The sequence below is a fragment of the Curtobacterium sp. AG1037 genome, assembly GCF_003349855.1.
In the GTDB taxonomy this organism is placed as follows: Bacteria; Actinomycetota; Actinomycetes; order Actinomycetales; family Microbacteriaceae; genus Curtobacterium; species Curtobacterium citreum.
Map to the genome: position 1 here is coordinate 307,278 of NZ_QQAO01000003.1, position 16,163 is coordinate 323,440.

Sequence of the window (16,163 nt, forward strand, 5' to 3'; positions counted from 1 at the left end):
TTGCCCGGCGGCGCCTCCCCCGTGGACGGTGGGACCACCGCGACCAGCAGGAGGACCGATGGCCACCACCCCCGACCGCCCGGCCGCACCGGAGCACGAGGACGCCGCCGACCGCCCCGCCACCGTGACCGACAAGGGCGCACCCGATCCGGCGGCACCGGCCCGCCCCCACGTGCTCGACCACGCGCACCTGCCCGTCATGACCCTCCGCGACTCCGCCCTGGCGCACAACACCGCCGTCATGCAGGCTTACGTCGACCGCCACGGCCTGCTGCTCGCCCCGCACATGAAGACCCACATGGCGCCAGCCCTGGTCGAGCGGCAGCTCCGCGCCGGCGCGTGGGGCGTCACGGTCGCCTCCGTGCAGCAGGCGATGGTGGCGTGGGCACACGGGGTGCGGCGGGTCCTCGTCGCGAACGAGGTGCTCGACCCGGCGGGCCTCGACTGGCTCGCCACCCGCGGCGAGGCCACCGACGCGAGCACCGGCACGGACGCGAGCACCGACGCACCGGCGGCGACCGCACCGACACCCGTCGACGTCCTCTGCAACGTCGACTCGCTCGCCGGCGTCGCCGCCGCCTCCGCCGCGCAGGCACGCACCGGCGGCACGGTCCACGTCCTGGTCGAGGTCGGCTTCCCCGGTGGCCGCACGGGCGTCCGCTCCCCCGCCGAGGCCCGCACCGTCGCACAGGCGGCCGTCGACGCGGGCCTGGTCCTCCGGGGCGTCACCGGGTACGAGGGCGGCCTGCTCGACGTCGACACCGCCCGATGCTGGGTCGCCGGCGTCGCCGCCGTCGCCGCCAACCTCCGCCCGCTCGTCCACACCGACCGGATGCTCCTCAGCATGGGCGGCAGCGCCTGGTTCGACGGCGTGGTCGACGCGCTCGCGGACCGGCCCGCCGACGTCGACGTGCTGCTCCGCTCCGGCGCGTACCTGACCCACGACGACGGCTTCTACGCCGAGCGCACGCCCTTCGGCCGCCGCCCCGAGGAGGGCTCCCTCCGCCCGGCGATCGAGGTCTGGGGCCGCGTCACCTCGTGCCCGGAACCGGGTCGCGCCTTCGTCGCGATCGGCAAGCGCGACGTCTCCTTCGACGAGGGCCTGCCCGTCGTGCGGGGGATCCGGCCTGGAGGCACGGCGCACGACCCGCAGGTCGTCCCGCCACCCGGGGCGGTCACCGTGGTGCGCCTGGACGACCAGCACTGCTACCTCGCGCTGACGGACGACGCACCCCGGCTCACGCCGGGCGACGTCGTCGTGCTCGGGGTCTCGCACCCGTGCACGGTGTTCGACAAGTGGCGTCAGGTGCGGATCCTCGACGACGACGACACCGTCGTGCAGACGATCGGGACGTGGTTCTGATGACCGCGGAGGTGCCGGCCCGGAACGCCGCGCTGTCGCTCCGCCGCGGGCTGCGGCTGCTCGAGCACGTCGCGGACCGGACCCGGGGCGGCGCCGCGTCGGTGTCCCTGACCGAGCTCGCGGCGGAGCTCGGCACGGCGAAGTCGACCGTGCTGCGACTGACGGCCCCGATGCTCGAGACCGACCTGCTCCGCCGGACGCCCGAGGCCGGCTTCACGCTCGGGCTCGGGGCGCTGCTCCTCGGCCAGAGCTACCTGGAGGGCATCGATCTCCGCGCCGCCGCGGCACCGTTCCTCCGCCGGACGGCCGAGGCCACCGGGCTCACCTGCCACCTGGTCGTCCCGGACGGCACCGACATCGTCTACGTCGACAAGGTCGAGACCCGGGGCACCGTCCGGATGGGGTCGCGGATCGGGAACCGCCTGCCGATGCGGAACACGGCCTCGGGCAAGGCGATCGTGGCGTTCGGCGAGCCCGAGCTCCTGGCAGAGGTCCTGGCCGTACCGGCCGTCGCGATGACCGACCAGACGATCACGGACGACGACCGCTGGCGGCAGGAGGTCGAGCGGACCCGCGCGCGCGGCTACGGCATCGACGACCGCGAGAACGAACCGGGCATCCGCTGCGTCGCCGCGCCCGTGCTCGACCACGCGAACCAGGTCGTCGGGGCGATGAGCATCTCCGGGCTGGCCTCCCGCTTCCCCGCCGCGGCCGTCCGGGAGCTCGGCGAGGGCGTCGTCCGGACCGCACTCGAGGTGTCGGTGGCGCTCGGGTCGTCCTCCGCCGGACTGGCCCTCGCCCGCACCGCCGCGACCGCCGGCGGCGTCCGGTGACCGAGCCGACCGGCGCCGTGGTCACCGTCGGCGAGACGATGCTCCTGCTCAGCGGAACCGAGCCCGGCGAGGTCGCCGAGCTCGAGCACCTCCGGGTCGACACCGGCGGCGCCGAGAGCAACGTCGCGATCGGACTCGTCCGGGCCGGTGTCCCCGCGACGTGGGTCGGTCGGGTCGGCGCGGACCCGGCCGGCGACCGCGTGCTCCGCGACGTCCGCTCAGCCGGGGTCGACGTCGTCCCCGTGGTCGACCCCGACCGCTCGACGGGCCTCATGGTCAAGGAGCGCCTGCACGACGGCCGCACGCGGGTGACCTACCACCGACGGCACTCCGCGGCGTCGGCCCTCGTGCCGGAGGACGTCCCCGCCGGACTCGTCGAACGCGCGGCCGCGGTGCACCTGACCGGCATCACGCTCGCCCTGTCCGACACCGCGCGGGCGACCGTCCATGCCGTCCTCGACCGCGCCGACGCCGCCGGGGTGCCGGTGTCGTTCGACGTCAACCACCGGGCGAAGCTCGTCGACGCGTCGACCGCCCGGGGGGTCTACCGTCCGGTCGCCGAGCGCGCCGACGTCCTGTTCGCCGGTGACGACGAGGCCCGCCTGCTCCTGGGCCTCGGCGACGACGAGGGCACCGACGAGGACCTCGCCCACGCGCTCGCCGCCGTGTCGCGGGGCCCCGCGGTCGTGAAGGCCGGGTCGCGCGGGGCCGTCGCGGTCGTCGACGGCCGGACCCTGCTTCGCCCGGCCACACCCGTGCGGGTCGTCGACCCGGTCGGTGCCGGGGACGCGTTCGTCGCCGCCTGGCTCGCCGCGACGCTGACCGGGGCACCGCCGGAGACCGCGCTGGACCGGGCCGCCGACGCCGGGGCGCTCGCGTGCACGGTCGCGGGCGACTGGCGCCGACCCGACCCCGCCGCACTGCACCGCCCGGGCACGCCGGACACCGCCGACGTCCACGACCGCGTCGACCGCTGACACCGCACGACCCCACCACACGACCGCACCGCAGACCACGAGCCGCGACCACCAGGAGCCCGCATGACCGACACCGCCCCGCACCCCCGCCACCGGCACGCCGCGGGCCCCGCCGTCGCGATCCTCCGTGGCGGGACGGGCGAGCACGTCGAGGCCGTCGTCACGACCCTCGTCGAGGCCGGGGTCCGCGCGGTCGAGCTGACGACGAACACCCCGGGCTGGCGCGAGGGCATCGCCCGGACCGTCGAGCGCCACGGCAGCGGCGTCGCGGTCGGCGTCGGCACCGTGATGGAGCCCGGACAGGTCGACGAGGCGGCCGCCCTCGGCGCGACCTTCGCGGTCAGCCCGCACACCGACCCCGCGATCGGCGAGCGGGCCCACGCACTCGGACTCGGCTGGTACCCGGGCGCCGCGACGCCGAGCGAGATCGTCCGCGCGTGGCAGCTCGGCGCCCGTGCGGTGAAGGTCTTCCCCGCGGCGCAGCTCGGCGGACCGGCGTTCCTGCGCCAGGTGCTCGCCCCGCTCGACTTCGTCGACGTCGTCCCGACGGGCGGCATCGGCATCGACGACGTCCGCGACTACCTGGCGGCGGGTGCGGTCGCCGTCGGGCTCGGGTCCCCGCTCGTCGGCGACGCGCTCGTCACCGGCGACCTGGCGTCGCTGCGGGAGCGCGCGACCCGGCTCGTCGCGGAGACGACACGGTGACCGCGGCACCCCAGGGCGCTTTCCCGGTGCTCCTCCGCGGTGGCGCCGTGGTCGGTCCGGACGGCCCGGTCCGCGCGGACGTGCTCGTCCGGGACGGCCGGATCGCGTCCGTCGGGCCGGCGGTGCGCCCACCGTCGGACGCCGTCACGGTGGACTGCGGCGAGCGCCTCGTCCTGCCCGGCTTCGTCGACGCGCACTCCCACGCCGGTTCACGCGCCTTCGACGAGGACGTCCAGGAGACCCTGCTGCGCCAGGGCGTCACGACGATCGTCACGGGCCAGGACGGCGTCGGCCCGGCACCGGGCGACGGGACGTGGGCGGACCGGTACTTCGCGGCGATCGACGGCCCGCACCCGCGGTACCGGGGCGGCGGGACGGCGGCGCTCCTGTCGACGTACGACGGCACCACCCCCGTGAACGTGGCGACGCTCGTGCCGGCCGGGACGGTCCGGCACGAGGTGATCGGCGACGAGGACCGTCCGGCGACCCCGGACGAGACCGCACGGATGCGGGCGCTCGTGCGCACCGGGCTCGCGGAGGGGGCGGTGGGGCTCGCGAGCGGCCTCGACTACGTGCCGGGGGTCTCCGCCGACACCGACGAACTCGCCGCGCTGTGCGCCGAGGTCGCGGCGGTGGACGGGCTCTACGTGACCCACATGCGCGGTGGGTACGAGGCGAACGTCCGGACCGGGCTCGACGAGGTCGCCGCGATCGTCCGCGCCTCCGGCGTCCGGGCGCACGTGTCGCACCTGCACGGGCCGGTGCCGACGGTCCTCGGGGCGCTCGACGACCTGGCGGCCGCGGGCGTACCGCTGTCCTTCGACGCCTACCCGTACTCGCGGGGCTGCACGATCCTGTCGATGCTGCTCCTGCCGTCGTCCCTGGCCCGTCCCGGCAGCGAGGACCTCGCCCGCGCGGTCGCCGACCCCGAGGGCCGCGAGCGGGTGCGGGCCGCCGCACTCGAGCGGGTGACGGGTCGCGCCGACCTCGGCCCGGGGTGGGCGGGGCAGGTGACGCTGTCGCACGTGCCGTCCGCCGCGCACCACGGACTGCAGGGCCGGACGCTCGCGCAGGCCGCAGCGGACACCGGGGCGGAACCGGTCGACCTGGCGCTCGACGTGCTGCTCGCGTCCGCGCTGCAGGTGACCGTGGTGATGCGGGTCCCGGAGCCGCGCACGCCCGAGCAGCTCGCGCCGCTCTTCCGCCACCCGGGGCACACGGCCGGGTCGGACGGCATCCACGTCGGCACCCACCCGCACCCGCGCGCGGCCGGCACGTTCGCGCGGTACCTCGGCGACTTCGCCCGGCCCGGGCTGCTCACGTGGGACGAGGCGCAGCGGCACCTCGCGACGACGGCGGTCGGGCTGCACGGGCTCGGCGACCGCGGCGTGGTCCGGGCCGGCGCGGTCGCGGACCTCGTCGTGGTCGACCCCGAGCGGGTCACGTCCCGGGCGACCTACGCGGCGCCGACGCTGCGGGCCGAGGGCATCGACGACGTCCTCGTCGCCGGGGTCCCGGTGCTCGCCGCCGGTCGCACGACGCACGCGACCCCCGGCGTCGGGCTCCGTCGCGCACGCTGAGCGCGGGGAACGGACCGCCGCCGGGGGTGGTGGGTGAGGACCTGCTCAGTCCTGGCGGTCGGGCAGCACGGCGACGACGTCGATCTCGACGAGGATCCCGGCGAGGTGCGACTGCACGGTGGTCCGCACCGGGTACGGCTCGGAGAAGTGCTTCGCGTACTCCTCGTTGAAGGCCGGGAAGTCCCGGTCCGAGTGCTCGAGGTGCACGGTGGACTTCACGACGTCGTCCAGGGTCGCGCCGTGCTCGGCGAGGACCGCGGCCACGTTCGCCAGCACCTGCGCGGTCTGCCCGGCGACGTCGTCGGCCATCGCCCCGGTGGCGGGGTCCTGCGGGCCGAAGCCCGCGCTGTACAGGAAGCCGTTCGCGACGATGCCCTGGCTGTACGGGCCGGCGGGCTTCGGGGCGTTGTCGGTCACGATGGCGGTCTTCGGCACGGGGCCTCCTCGGTTCGGTCCAGCGGGTCGCCACCAGGGTAGGGGTGCCGACGTCGCCGGGACCGGCCACGGGGCGGAGCCGTTCCGGTGCGCACAACGCGGGGCGTGCCTCCCGGCCGTGCCCGGCGACCGACCACCCGCGTGACGTGCGCGTGGCACGCGGGGGTCCAGGAACGGACGGCTACTCTCGGGACGTGCCCACCCTGATGCCCGGACATCGCGGAGCGGGCCGGTGAGCCGGTACGACGGCGTCGTCGCCGGCACCCTCGCGAACGGTCGACGTCGTCTCGTCGACCTCGCCACCGCGATGCCCGCCTGGGCCGCGGTCCTGCTCGTGTGGACCGGTGGCCGGGTCGTCTCCACGTTCTGGCTCGCGCTCGCCTACCCGTTGATGGGGCGGGCGATGCCGGACAACGCGGTGTGGGGCAACGGGCACGGGTTCCTGGCGTTCCTGACCGCGTGGGACGGGCAGTACTACGAGCAGATCTCGGTGCACGGGTACCCGACGACGCTGCCGCTCGACGCCGGTGGGCACGTGGCGCAGAACTCGTGGGCGTTCCTGCCCGCGTTCCCGTTCGCGATCCGGGCGCTGACCGCCTCGACGGGGCTGCCGTTCGAGGTCGGGGCGCCGCTCGTCGCCCTGCTCGCCGGGCTCGTCGCCGCGTTCCTGCTGCACCGGCTCGTCGCCGACCACGCCGGGCACGCCGCCGGGATGTGGGCCGTCTTCTTCTTCACGTGCGGGCCGCTGTCGTTCCTGCTGCAGGTCGGCTACGCCGAGAGCACGTTCCTCGCACTGACCTTCGGGGCGCTGCTCGCGCTCGAGCGTCGGCGGTACGGGCTGCTCGCGCTGCTCGGCGTCGTCGCGGCGTTCACCCGGCCGGGGGCGTTGGCGATCCCGCTCGTGCTCGGGGTCGTCGCCCTGGTCCGGTGGATCCGCGCACGTCGGGCCGCAGCCGGCACCGGGTTGCGGTCGCTCGACGCGTTCCCCGTCGCGGAGCGGGTCCGGGTCGTCGCTGCAGGGGCCGTGATGGCCGCAGCCGGGGTCGCGTGGCCCGTGATCGCGTCGCACGTGACCGGTCGGCCGGACGCGTACCTCGAGACCGAGATGTCCTGGTGGGTGAACTTCATCGGTCGGGTCGACTTCGTGCCGATGACGCCGTGGTTCCTCATCGCCCTGCGCTGGATCGGCGTCGGCGGGGTGTTCATCGTCGTGTTCCTGCTCGTGGCGTACCCCGTGTGGCTCCTGCGTCGCTCGACCCGGAAGCTCGGGCAGACGACGGTGCTGTACTCGGCGGCGTACGCGCTGTACATCTTCGCGGTGTCGTTGCCGATGGCCTCGACGCCCCGGTTGCTCATGCCGCTCGCGCCGTTGTTCGGCTCGCCGGAGCTCGTCGCGCGGCCCTGGATGCGGTGGACGTTCGTGAGCTGCGCGCTCCTCGGGCAGCCGGTGCTCGTCGCCGTGCTGTGGCTGCTCGGCCCGCCCTGACCCAGCCCAGCCTGACCCGCCCAGGCCGCAGAACGCAACGTGGGCGGTTTCTCGCAGCGACATACCGCTGCGAGGAACCGCCCCGTTTGCGTTTTGCGAGCCAGCGAGCCAGAGCCAGCCGGCCCGCCAGCGGCCTAGAGCTCGACCGTCCCGTGGTCGCCCGTGTCCGGCTGGCTCTGCTTGCCGAGCGCGGCCTTCAGCGTCTGCACGAGGCTCCCCACCGGCCCGGTGTCCTGCGTCCAGTACTCGACCGAGTCCCCCTCGACCGTGAGCAGCCGGATCGTGGGGTCCTGCCGTCCCTCCGGGAACCAGGCCTCGGCGAAGGGCGACCACAGCTCGTCGATGACGCTCTCGTCGCGGGTCACCGTGGCACGTCCGGCGATCGAGAGGTACCCGCCCTGCGACTCGATCGCCACGTTCACGTGCGGGTTGCGGGCGATGTCGGTCACCTTCTCGCTGCCGTCCTGCACGAGGAACCGCAGCGTCCCGTTGAACGCCTTGTCCTGCACGGCGAGGGGCCGTGCGTGCAGCTGACCGTCGTCGCTGACGGTCGTGAGCAGGGCGGTGCGTGCTCCGTGGACGATGTCCGAGATGGCGGCGCGCTGGTCTGCCTGCGTGTCGGTCATGATGCTCCTGTTCGTCGTGCGCCCCGTTGTGCTCGACGTCCGGCCGGGCAGTCCCGGGCGCGTTCCGTTCGGACCAGTCTGCCCCTCGACGCTGGACGCGTCCGACCCGGCCTGGAGGCACGTGGCAGCACCCGCCGCACGGTCGCGTCCCCGGGCGCGCACCACCGCGGCCGGCGGCAGCGCCGACGCTCAGACGGCGGGTTCGCGGATCGTGGTCTCGACGTCGACGACCTGCGGCACGCGCGGCATCGACGCGAAGCCGAACGCCACGGGCGGGTCGAGCGGGGCGAGCGTCCCGAGCGGCTCCCCTGCCCAGGTCCCCGACACCGCGGTGACGTCGTGGGCCCCGGTCACGCCGTAGTACTCGCGGCGGCCGTTGCCCGCCGAGCCGGCCGTGCCGGACCCCGGCGAGACGAGCCGTGCGACGGGGTCGATCGCGGCGAGCCACCGGGGGTCGCGGGCGATCGGCTTCGGGACGATGCGCAGGACCCGGCCGAGCGGTGAGATCCCGCCGACGTCGATGGTCGCCTGCAGCGGTCCGGCGTCGAGCTCGAGGCCGCGCGCCGTCCGCCGGGCACGGACGTCGACGACCGAGACGGTGTCGAACCGGTAGGTGCCGGACACGTACGCGGCGACGATCTCGTCCGGCGCGAGCAGCACGCTCGACCCGTCGGCGAGCTCGAGGAACACGTCCGTGAACGACCCGAACGGCGAGCGGTCCCACATGCCGACCACGATCCGCACGCCGGAGGTCGTCCCGGCGCCGAGGATCCGGCCGCGGAAGCGTCGTTCGGTGGTCCCGTTCGGTCGCAGCATGGCGCCGACCGTACCCGCGCTGACCGTGAGCCGACGTGACGGACGCGCCCCGTGCCTCCAGTCCGGCGCAGCCCGCGGTCCGCGGTCCGCAGCCGGCGACCGCGTGCCTACGGGACCGGGACGGGCTCCGCCAGGAGCTCGCGCACCCGCGGGGCGACCCGCGTGCCGTAGAGCTCGATGGACCGCATCATGTCCTCGTGCGGCAGGCGACCCGTCGCGTACCGCATGTCGAAACGCGAGACGCCGAGGATCCGCATGTTCCGCGCGATCTTGCGCGCGACCGTCTCGGGCGACCCGACGTACAGCGACCCGCCGGCGGACAGCCCTGCCTGGTACTGCGCGAGGTCGAGGGGCGGCCAGCCGCGCTCCCGACCGAGGCGGTCGGTGACGGCCTTGTGGTACGGCCAGTAGCGCTCGGCGGCCTCCTCGTCGGTCGCGGCGACGAACCCGGGCGAGTGCATCGCGATCGGCTGCTGCGGGAGCTCGAGCTGCGTGAGCGCCTGGCGGTACAGGCGGGAGAACGGTGCGAACTGCGCGGGCTGCCCGCCGATGATCGCGAGGAACAGCGGCAGCCCGTACGAGGCCGCACGGATGACGGACTGCGGGGAGCCACCGACGCCGATCCACGTCGGGATCGGACCGTGCTCGAGCTTCGGGAAGACGTCCTGGTCGGTCAGGGGCGCACGCTTCGTGCCGCTCCAGGTGACCTTGTCGCCGCCGCGCAGGGCGTTCCAGAGCTGGAGCTTCTCCTCGAAGAGGACCTCGTAGTCGCTCAGCTCGTAGCCGAACAGCGGGAACGACTCGGTGAACGAGCCGCGGCCCAGGATGACCTCGGCGCGACCGTCCGAGATCGCGTCGACGGTGGCGAAGCGCTCGTAGACGCGCACGGGGTCGTCGCTCGACAGCACGGTGACGGCGCTGCCCATGCGGATGCGCTCGGTGCGCGCGGCGATCGCGGCGAGGACGACCTCGGGGGCGCTGACCGCGTAGTCCTCGCGGTGGTGCTCCCCGACGCCGATGAAGTCGATGCCGACCTGGTCGGCGAGGACGGCCTCGTCCACGACCTCGCGGAGGCTCTGCGCCTGGCTCCGGACGGTCCCGTCGAGCCGCTCGGTGACGTCGCCGAAGGTGTCGAGGCCGAGCTGCACCGGGCCGATGCGCTCGGGTGCGGGCGGCGGGACGTCCGAGGGACGGTCGGTTCCGAATGCGTTGCTCATGGCGCGCCTCCTGATCGATGCGTTTGCATGAATATAGCACAGCGCTCGGTCGTCGGCCAGACCCCGCGGGTACCGTCCCGCGCATGCCGAACATCCCCGACCAGACCGGCCGCCGCATCGTCGTGACCGGTGCGAACAGCGGCACCGGCAAGGAGACCGCGAAGCGCCTGGCCGCCGCCGGCGCCAGTGTCGTCCTGGCGGTGCGGACCCCCGCGAAGGGCGAGGACGCAGCAGCCGACATCCGCCGCGAGCACCCCGCGGCCGACCTCGAGGTGCGCGAGCTCGACCTGGCGGACCTGTCCAGCGTCCGCCGTTTCGCGGACGGGATCGCCGCGGACGAGCGGCCCCTCGACGTGCTCGTCAACAACGCCGGGGTGATGGCGCCGCCCGAGCGCTTCGAGACGGCGGACGGGTTCGAGCTGCAGTTCGGCACGAACTTCCTCGGCCCGTTCGCGCTCACGAACCTGCTCCTGCCGACCTTGCTGCGCGCGGGCGGCGGCGCAGGCGCAGGCGCAGGCGCAGGCGGTGCGGGCGACGCCGGTGGCGGTGTCCCCCGCGTCGCGACGATGTCGAGCCTCGCCGCGATCCCCGGACGCATCCGCTTCGACGACCTGCAGTGGCACCGCGGCTACAACCCGTGGCGCGCCTACGCCCAGTCGAAGCTCGCCGACCTGCTCCTCGCGCTGCACCTGCACCGCCTGACGGTCGAGCGCGACTGGTCGCTCGTGAGCACCGCCGCCCACCCGGGCTACACGCGCACGAACCTGCAGTCCGCGGGACGGTCGCTCGGGCGCTCCCGGCCGGTGCGGTCGAGCGACCGTGCGCTGCCGTTCACGCAGGCCGTCGAGCAGGGCGCCGAGCCGCTGCTGTACGCCGCGGTCGGACCGGCAGCGGTGGGCGGGGCCTACTACGGGCCGAACGGACCGGCGGGCCTGACCGGTCCGACCACGACGGTCACCGTGCCGCGGAGCGCGCGGAGCGCGGATCTGGCGCGGTCCCTGTGGGCGGTCGCAGAGGACCTCACCGGGACGCAGGCGCCCGCCTGACCCCGGGCCGCCGGTCCGGCGGCTGGTCGAGCGGCCGGTCGTCGGTCCGGCGGGTGGCCGGCTCGCCGGCCTGGAGGCGCGGTGCCGCTGGCGTCCCGCCGGCGTCAGAACCGCAGGCGGTCGCGGGCGAACGACTCGATGACCGAGGCCTCGATCGCCCGCTGCCCGCGCGCCGTCGGGTGCACGTCGTCGGACTGCATCCAGTCGGCGTGCCCGCGGAGGGGATCGCCGATGTCGACGTAGGTCCCGCCGTCCTTCCGGGCGGCCCGGTGCATCGCGTGCGAGATCTTCGCGAGCTGCGCCGGCGGGGCCTGCTCGTTCCAGATCGCGCTGAGCCCGACGACCCGGGCCTCGGGCAGCAGCCGGTGCACCTCGGCCACGAGCTGGTCGGTCTGGCTCTTCACGACGGCGTCGTCCTCGCCGAGGTCGTTCGAGCTCGCCTGGATGAACACGACCTGCGGCCGCTCGTCCACGGCACGTCGGACGAGGGTCGGGTAGGCACTCGCGCACTCATCGGCGTCGCCCTCGGCCACGACCCCGGCGCCGTCGCACGAGAAGTTCGTCAGCTGCCACCGCTCGGTCCGGGCGAGGAGCGAGGGCCACGCCTGCTCCGGCGTCAGGCCGTGCCCGGCGGTGATCGAGTCGCCGATCACGACGATGCGCTCCCCCGGCGCGTGGTCCCACGCCCGGGTGGTCGCACTCGGGTGCGGGGTGGCCGGGGCTGCCGCCGAGGTGCTCTCCGTGCACCCGGCGAGGAGGCCCGCGGCGACCACCGCGGTCAGCGCGACGAGCACCGTGCGGCGTCGTGCGGGAGCGGGGCGTACGGATCGGGTCACGAGCCGTGACCGTACGCCGTCCCCGGACAGTGGGACCGCCCCGGTCGCTGCCGGTCCCCACAGGGTCCGCGCCCCGCCAGGCGACCGTTCCGCGCGTGGGATGCCGTTCCGCGCGTCGAAGGCCGTTCCGCGCATGGGAGACCGCCCCTTCCGCCACGCCACGCGCGGATCGGCTTCCCATGGCACGCGCGATGGGCAGGAACGCGCGGGGCAGGCCGCCCCGGGTCAGGCGCGGTGGAGCTCCACCGAGCCGTCGAGCCGCCCCGGCCGCTCGAGCCGCGCGTGCTGCAGCACGGTCCGGTCCCGCCCGACGGCAGCGGCCACGATGGACAGCGTCGCGACGTGCCCGTCCGGCTCGACGGCGTCGCGGAGGATCGCGTCCGGGTCGTCCGACGGCAGCGCCGCCGACTCGGCGAGGAGCCCGAACCACCCGCTCCACCCGTCGCCGGCGTCCGTCCCGGCGTCGGCGGTGCGGAGTTCGTCGAACGGGCCGAGCACCGGCGGCGCGGTGGGTGCGGGTGCGGCGCGGAAGGCGTCGAGCCACCGGCCGATCCGGGGCGCGGCGGGGTCGTCGGGCGCCCCGTGGGTGACCATGTGCACGCCGGGGCCGAGGTCGGTCGTCCGGACCGCCTCGCCGTCCCAGGTCGACACCGTGACCCCGTCGGCCGTGGCACGGACGAGGTTGAACGCCCGAGTGGTCGGCAGCTGCCCGTCGGCGCCGGGCAGCACCCCGTCGACGGCGTCGAGCGGGACGACGCCCCGGGTCGTCCACGTGCCGTCGGTGCTCGGCACGGGCTCCGCGCGGTTGAGCACGACCGCGAGCCCGGCGGTGTCGGACGCCGCGAGCCACGCGCCTCCGGCCGACCGGTCGCGCACGCCGCGCACCGATGGGTCGCGCTCCGGCCACCACGCGGCCGGCGGGTCCCACGGCCGGTCGGGGGACTCGTCCCGCAGGGCGAGCACGGTGACGGGCCACTCGCCCGCGGGGTCGACGCGGACGACGACGGTGCACATGGGGTCGATCCTCGCACGACCGTCCGGGTAGCGTGACCGGCGTGGATGCTGCAGCAGCTCGCCGTCTGACCGTCGTCGTCGGGATCACGGGCGGGATCGCCGCCTACAAGGCCGTTGGGGTCGTGCGGGACCTCGTCAAGCGCGGGCACGACGTGCACGTCGTCCCGACCGAGGGCGCGCTCCGTTTCGTCGGCCTGCCCACGCTCGAGGCCCTGAGCCGCAACCCCGTGACCACGAGCGTGTGGGACGACGTGTCCGAGGTGCGCCACGTGGCCCTCGGCCGGCGCGCGGACCTCGTCGTGGTCGCACCGGCCACGGCGGACTCGATCGCCCGGATGGCCGCCGGGCTCGCCGGGGACCTGCTCGGCACGACCTTGCTCGCGACCGAGGCCCCCGTGGTCCTCGCCCCCGCGATGCACCCGCAGATGTGGGATCACCCGGCGACCGTGGCGAACATCCGGACCCTCGAGGGTCGCGGCGTGCACCTGGTCGGACCGGTCGTCGGGGCCCTCACGGGCGACGACGCCGGCATCGGCCGGATGGCGGAGCCCGAGGAGATCGTCCGCGCGGCGCTCGCGGTCGTCGCCGAGCCCGGAATCGGGAGCACGACCGGAACCAGCACCGGAACCGGAACCGGAACCGGAACCGGGACCGGGAGCAGGACCGGAACCAGCACCGAGCCCGGCCACACGACCGACGCGGGCCGGTCCGCCGGACGTGGGGCGAGCCTCCAGGCCGGTCCCGGTCCCGGTGCCCGCGGCGAGCAGGGCGACCTCGCCGGCGTCCGCGTGGTCGTGAGCGCCGGCGGCACGCGCGAGCCCTTCGACCCCGTCCGCTTCGTCGGGAACCGGTCGAGCGGCCGCCAGGGCGTCGCGATCGCGGCGGACGCGGCCCGCCGCGGCGCCGTCGTGACCCTCGTCGCCGCGAACGTGGACGGCGGACTCACCGCTGGACTGGACGCGACGGTGGTGCCGGTCGGCTCCGCGCAGGAGCTCGCCGACGCCGTGCACGCGGCGGCGGCCGAGGCGGACGTCGTCGTGATGACGGCCGCGGTGGCGGACTACCGGCCGGCCGAGGTCCGCGAGGCGAAGCTCAAGAAGGACGACCAGGGCGACCGGATGATGCTCGAGCTGGTGCGGAACCCGGACGTGTTGGCCGATCTGGTGGCCGCGCGGCGGACCGGCCAGATCATCGTCGGGTTCGCGGCCGAGACCGAGCCCGACCGCGAGGCCCGGCTCGCCCTGGGCCGCGCGAAGATCGCCAGGAAGCCCGCGGACCTGCTCGTCGTGAACCACGTCGGGTGGTCGTCGGGCTTCGAGCGCGAGGAGAACGCCATCGAGGTGCTCGTGCCGGGCGGCCACGTGGTGCGGGAGACCTCGGGGACGAAGGCCGAGGTGGCCGCGGCGGTGCTCGACCTCGTGGCGACCGCCCTCACCTGACCGACGCAGGCCCCACTCCCAAGCGACGCCGGCCGCACTCCGCAAGCGACGCCGGCCGCACTCCGCGGCCGACCGCACGTCCCGTGCACACGCAGGCCCGGGCGAGCACGATGGACTCATGCGACGACGTGAACGCACCCGGCGCGCCGACCGGACCGCCCGCGCCCTGGCAGTCCTGCTGGCCGGCGCCGGCGTGACCCACTTCCTCCGCCCGCGCACCTACGACCGGATCGTCCCGGACGGCCTGCCGCCCCGCCTGACGACCCTGGGCTCCGGCCTCGCCGAACTCGCCGTGGCCGTCGGACTCGCCGTCCCGGCCACCCGCCGCTCGGCCGGCTGGGCAGCAGCAGCCCTGTTCCTCGCGGTCTTCCCCGCGAACGTCACCATGGCACGCGACGTGCTCGACAGCCCGCGGGCGTCCCGCGCCGTGCGGCTCGTCTCGGTCCTGCGGCTCCCCCTGCAGGCACCCCTCGTCGCGTGGGCGGCCCGCGTCGGTCGGCACGCCACGCGCCGGTGACGGACACCCCGCGTGCTCGCGCGGCGGTGCCCCTGCTGCACCGGCCGGTGACGGTGCACGCCTGGGAGGACATCGTCTTCGCCCACTGGCGCCGCGACCCCGACCAGCTCGCCGGGCTCGTCCCGCGGGGCACCCGCCCGGACGTCGTCGACGGCAGCGCCTGGGTGGGGCTGACCGCGTACGTCTTCCGCGAGACGAGCGTGCCGCCGTTCCCGCCCTCCGGTCGGCTCGGCTCGACGACCGAGGTCACGATCGAGGTCCTGACCGTCGACGACCACGGCCGCCGCGGGGTCGCCTACCGCACGGTCGACACCGCGAACGTCCCGGCGATCGTCGCCGCCCACGCCCTGCTCGGCGTGCCGTACACGTTCGCGCACGCCAGGGCCCGACGGCGGGGCGACACGATCGCGTACCACTCGGTCCGGCACCCCTCGCGCGCAAGGCACCCGGTCCGGTGGGTTCGGCAGCTGCGGACCGCGGGTGGCGGACGGCCGGGAGGCACGCCCCGCCCCCGCCTCGACGCCACCGTCCGCGTCGTGGCCGGTGAGGCGCTGCAGGACCCGCTGGCCGCCGAGCTCACCACCCGCGCCGGCATCCACGCCCGGCACCTCGCGCAGACGCTCTTCTGGCAGCGGCAGCACCCGCCGTTGGCGATCCGGTCCGCCCGGCTCGAGCGGCTCGACGGGGACCTGCCGGCCGCGGTCGGCCTCCCCGGGCTGTTCGACCGTGCGCCGGACTCGCTCCTCGTCGTGGACGGCACGACGGTCCGCTACGCGTGGGGGGACGTGGTCCGGTGAGCGACGACCGGTTCGACCTCGACCGTTTCGTGCGGGCGCAGGAGGGGGTGCACGAGCAGGCGCTCGCCGAGCTCCGGGCCGGTGCGAAGCGCTCGCACTGGATGTGGTTCGTGTTCCCGCAGCTCGTCGGCCTCGGCCGGAGTGCGACCGCGCAGCGGTACGGGATCGCGGGACTCGCCGAGGCCCGCGCGTACCTCGCGCACCCGGTGCTCGGCCCGCGGATCGTCGAGGCCGCCGCGGTGGCCGCAGCAGCACCCGCTCGGAGCGCCGACGCCCTGTTCGGCGGGATCGACGCGATGAAGGCCCGTTCGTCGGCGACCCTGTTCGCCCGCGCGGCCGACGACCCGTCGCCCTTCCGTGCCGTCCTCGACCGCTGGTTCCACGGGACCGAGGACCCGCTCACGGTGCGGTTGCTCGAGGACGACTGACCGGAGCCGCCGCGTCCGGCCGTCGTCCGGTGGTACATCAGGTACCGT

The 16,163-nt window shown here is 75.4% G+C and carries 17 protein-coding genes; 11 read left to right on the forward strand and 6 right to left on the reverse strand.

All coding sequences use genetic code 11. The features are described from left to right. The first annotated feature begins 58 nt into the window (after nucleotides 1-58). From DEU32_RS06170 to DEU32_RS06190, 5 genes are all read left to right on the forward strand, one after another. Nucleotides 59-1,363 carry an alanine racemase gene (locus tag DEU32_RS06170; protein ID WP_181819210.1) on the forward strand — a complete coding sequence of 435 codons (1,305 nt, stop codon included), beginning with the start codon at nucleotides 59-61 and terminating at the stop codon, nucleotides 1,361-1,363. Continuing rightward, complete coding sequence (locus DEU32_RS06175; RefSeq protein ID WP_114849766.1) at nucleotides 1,363-2,196, forward strand: IclR family transcriptional regulator; 834 nt, start codon at nucleotides 1,363-1,365, stop codon at nucleotides 2,194-2,196. The genes DEU32_RS06170 and DEU32_RS06175 overlap by 1 nt, the downstream gene beginning before the upstream one ends. Then, a complete protein-coding gene (locus DEU32_RS06180; protein ID WP_114849767.1) occupies nucleotides 2,193-3,173 on the forward strand; it encodes a sugar kinase in 981 nt (326 codons plus the stop codon). The genes DEU32_RS06175 and DEU32_RS06180 overlap by 4 nt, the downstream gene beginning before the upstream one ends. A 63-nt stretch (nucleotides 3,174-3,236) precedes the next feature. Continuing rightward, a complete protein-coding gene (locus DEU32_RS06185; RefSeq protein WP_114849768.1) occupies nucleotides 3,237-3,878 on the forward strand; it encodes a bifunctional 4-hydroxy-2-oxoglutarate aldolase/2-dehydro-3-deoxy-phosphogluconate aldolase in 642 nt (213 codons plus the stop codon). Continuing rightward, the gene (locus tag DEU32_RS06190) at nucleotides 3,875-5,458 is read left to right on the forward strand and encodes an amidohydrolase family protein (RefSeq protein WP_114849769.1); all 1,584 of its coding nucleotides are present in this window, start codon (nucleotides 3,875-3,877) and stop codon (nucleotides 5,456-5,458) included. Before DEU32_RS06185 ends, DEU32_RS06190 begins: the two co-directional genes overlap by 4 nt. Nucleotides 5,459-5,503: 45 nt before the next feature. Here the strand turns inward: DEU32_RS06190 and DEU32_RS06195 are convergent, their stop codons facing one another. Then, nucleotides 5,504-5,893, reverse strand: a complete 390-nt coding sequence (locus DEU32_RS06195) for a RidA family protein (protein WP_114849770.1) — start codon at nucleotides 5,891-5,893, stop codon at nucleotides 5,504-5,506. A 232-nt stretch (nucleotides 5,894-6,125) separates the two neighbouring features. On the opposite strand from DEU32_RS06195, the gene DEU32_RS06200 reads away from it, so the two are divergent. Next, the gene (locus DEU32_RS06200) at nucleotides 6,126-7,379 is read left to right on the forward strand and encodes a hypothetical protein (protein WP_114849771.1); all 1,254 of its coding nucleotides are present in this window, start codon (nucleotides 6,126-6,128) and stop codon (nucleotides 7,377-7,379) included. Between the two features lie 134 nt (nucleotides 7,380-7,513). Here the strand turns inward: DEU32_RS06200 and DEU32_RS06205 are convergent, their stop codons facing one another. From DEU32_RS06205 to DEU32_RS06215, 3 genes are all read right to left on the reverse strand, one after another. Beyond that, nucleotides 7,514-8,005 carry a pyridoxamine 5'-phosphate oxidase family protein gene (locus DEU32_RS06205; protein ID WP_058741405.1) on the reverse strand — a complete coding sequence of 164 codons (492 nt, stop codon included), beginning with the start codon at nucleotides 8,003-8,005 and terminating at the stop codon, nucleotides 7,514-7,516. A 189-nt stretch (nucleotides 8,006-8,194) separates the two neighbouring features. Next, nucleotides 8,195-8,821: a hypothetical protein gene (locus DEU32_RS06210; protein ID WP_114849772.1), complete on the reverse strand. Its 627-nt coding sequence runs from the start codon at nucleotides 8,819-8,821 to the stop codon at nucleotides 8,195-8,197. A gap of 107 nt (nucleotides 8,822-8,928) precedes the next feature. After that, on the reverse strand, nucleotides 8,929-10,038 hold the full coding sequence (locus DEU32_RS06215) for an LLM class flavin-dependent oxidoreductase (RefSeq protein ID WP_114849773.1): 1,110 nt from the start codon (nucleotides 10,036-10,038) through the stop codon (nucleotides 8,929-8,931). A gap of 83 nt (nucleotides 10,039-10,121) precedes the next feature. Here DEU32_RS06215 and DEU32_RS06220 point away from each other — a divergent pair, with 83 nt between their 5' ends. Next, nucleotides 10,122-11,084, forward strand: a complete 963-nt coding sequence (locus DEU32_RS06220; RefSeq protein ID WP_114849774.1) for an SDR family oxidoreductase — start codon at nucleotides 10,122-10,124, stop codon at nucleotides 11,082-11,084. 104 nt (nucleotides 11,085-11,188) lie between these two features. Here the strand turns inward: DEU32_RS06220 and DEU32_RS06225 are convergent, their stop codons facing one another. Next, entirely contained in the window at nucleotides 11,189-11,920 is a 732-nt protein-coding gene (locus tag DEU32_RS06225) for an SGNH/GDSL hydrolase family protein (RefSeq protein ID WP_181819211.1), read from the reverse strand. A 225-nt stretch (nucleotides 11,921-12,145) separates the two neighbouring features. After that, the gene (locus DEU32_RS06230; protein ID WP_058741409.1) at nucleotides 12,146-12,934 is read right to left on the reverse strand and encodes an NRDE family protein; all 789 of its coding nucleotides are present in this window, start codon (nucleotides 12,932-12,934) and stop codon (nucleotides 12,146-12,148) included. Between the two features lie 65 nt (nucleotides 12,935-12,999). Here DEU32_RS06230 and DEU32_RS06235 point away from each other — a divergent pair, with 65 nt between their 5' ends. The 4 genes from DEU32_RS06235 (at nucleotide 13,000) to DEU32_RS06250 (ending at nucleotide 16,115) form a co-directional block, all read left to right on the forward strand. Beyond that, nucleotides 13,000-14,373, forward strand: a complete 1,374-nt coding sequence (locus DEU32_RS06235; protein ID WP_114849883.1) for a phosphopantothenate--cysteine ligase family flavoprotein — start codon at nucleotides 13,000-13,002, stop codon at nucleotides 14,371-14,373. 118 nt (nucleotides 14,374-14,491) lie between these two features. Beyond that, nucleotides 14,492-14,890 (forward strand): hypothetical protein, encoded by a 399-nt coding sequence (locus DEU32_RS06240; protein WP_114849776.1) that lies wholly within the window; start codon nucleotides 14,492-14,494, stop codon nucleotides 14,888-14,890. Next, nucleotides 14,887-15,687 carry a YqjF family protein gene (locus DEU32_RS06245; RefSeq protein ID WP_181819212.1) on the forward strand — a complete coding sequence of 267 codons (801 nt, stop codon included), beginning with the start codon at nucleotides 14,887-14,889 and terminating at the stop codon, nucleotides 15,685-15,687. The genes DEU32_RS06240 and DEU32_RS06245 overlap by 4 nt, the downstream gene beginning before the upstream one ends. Beyond that, nucleotides 15,684-16,115 (forward strand): DUF1810 domain-containing protein, encoded by a 432-nt coding sequence (locus tag DEU32_RS06250; RefSeq protein ID WP_058741412.1) that lies wholly within the window; start codon nucleotides 15,684-15,686, stop codon nucleotides 16,113-16,115. The genes DEU32_RS06245 and DEU32_RS06250 overlap by 4 nt, the downstream gene beginning before the upstream one ends. Nucleotides 16,116-16,163: the final 48 nt, after the last annotated feature.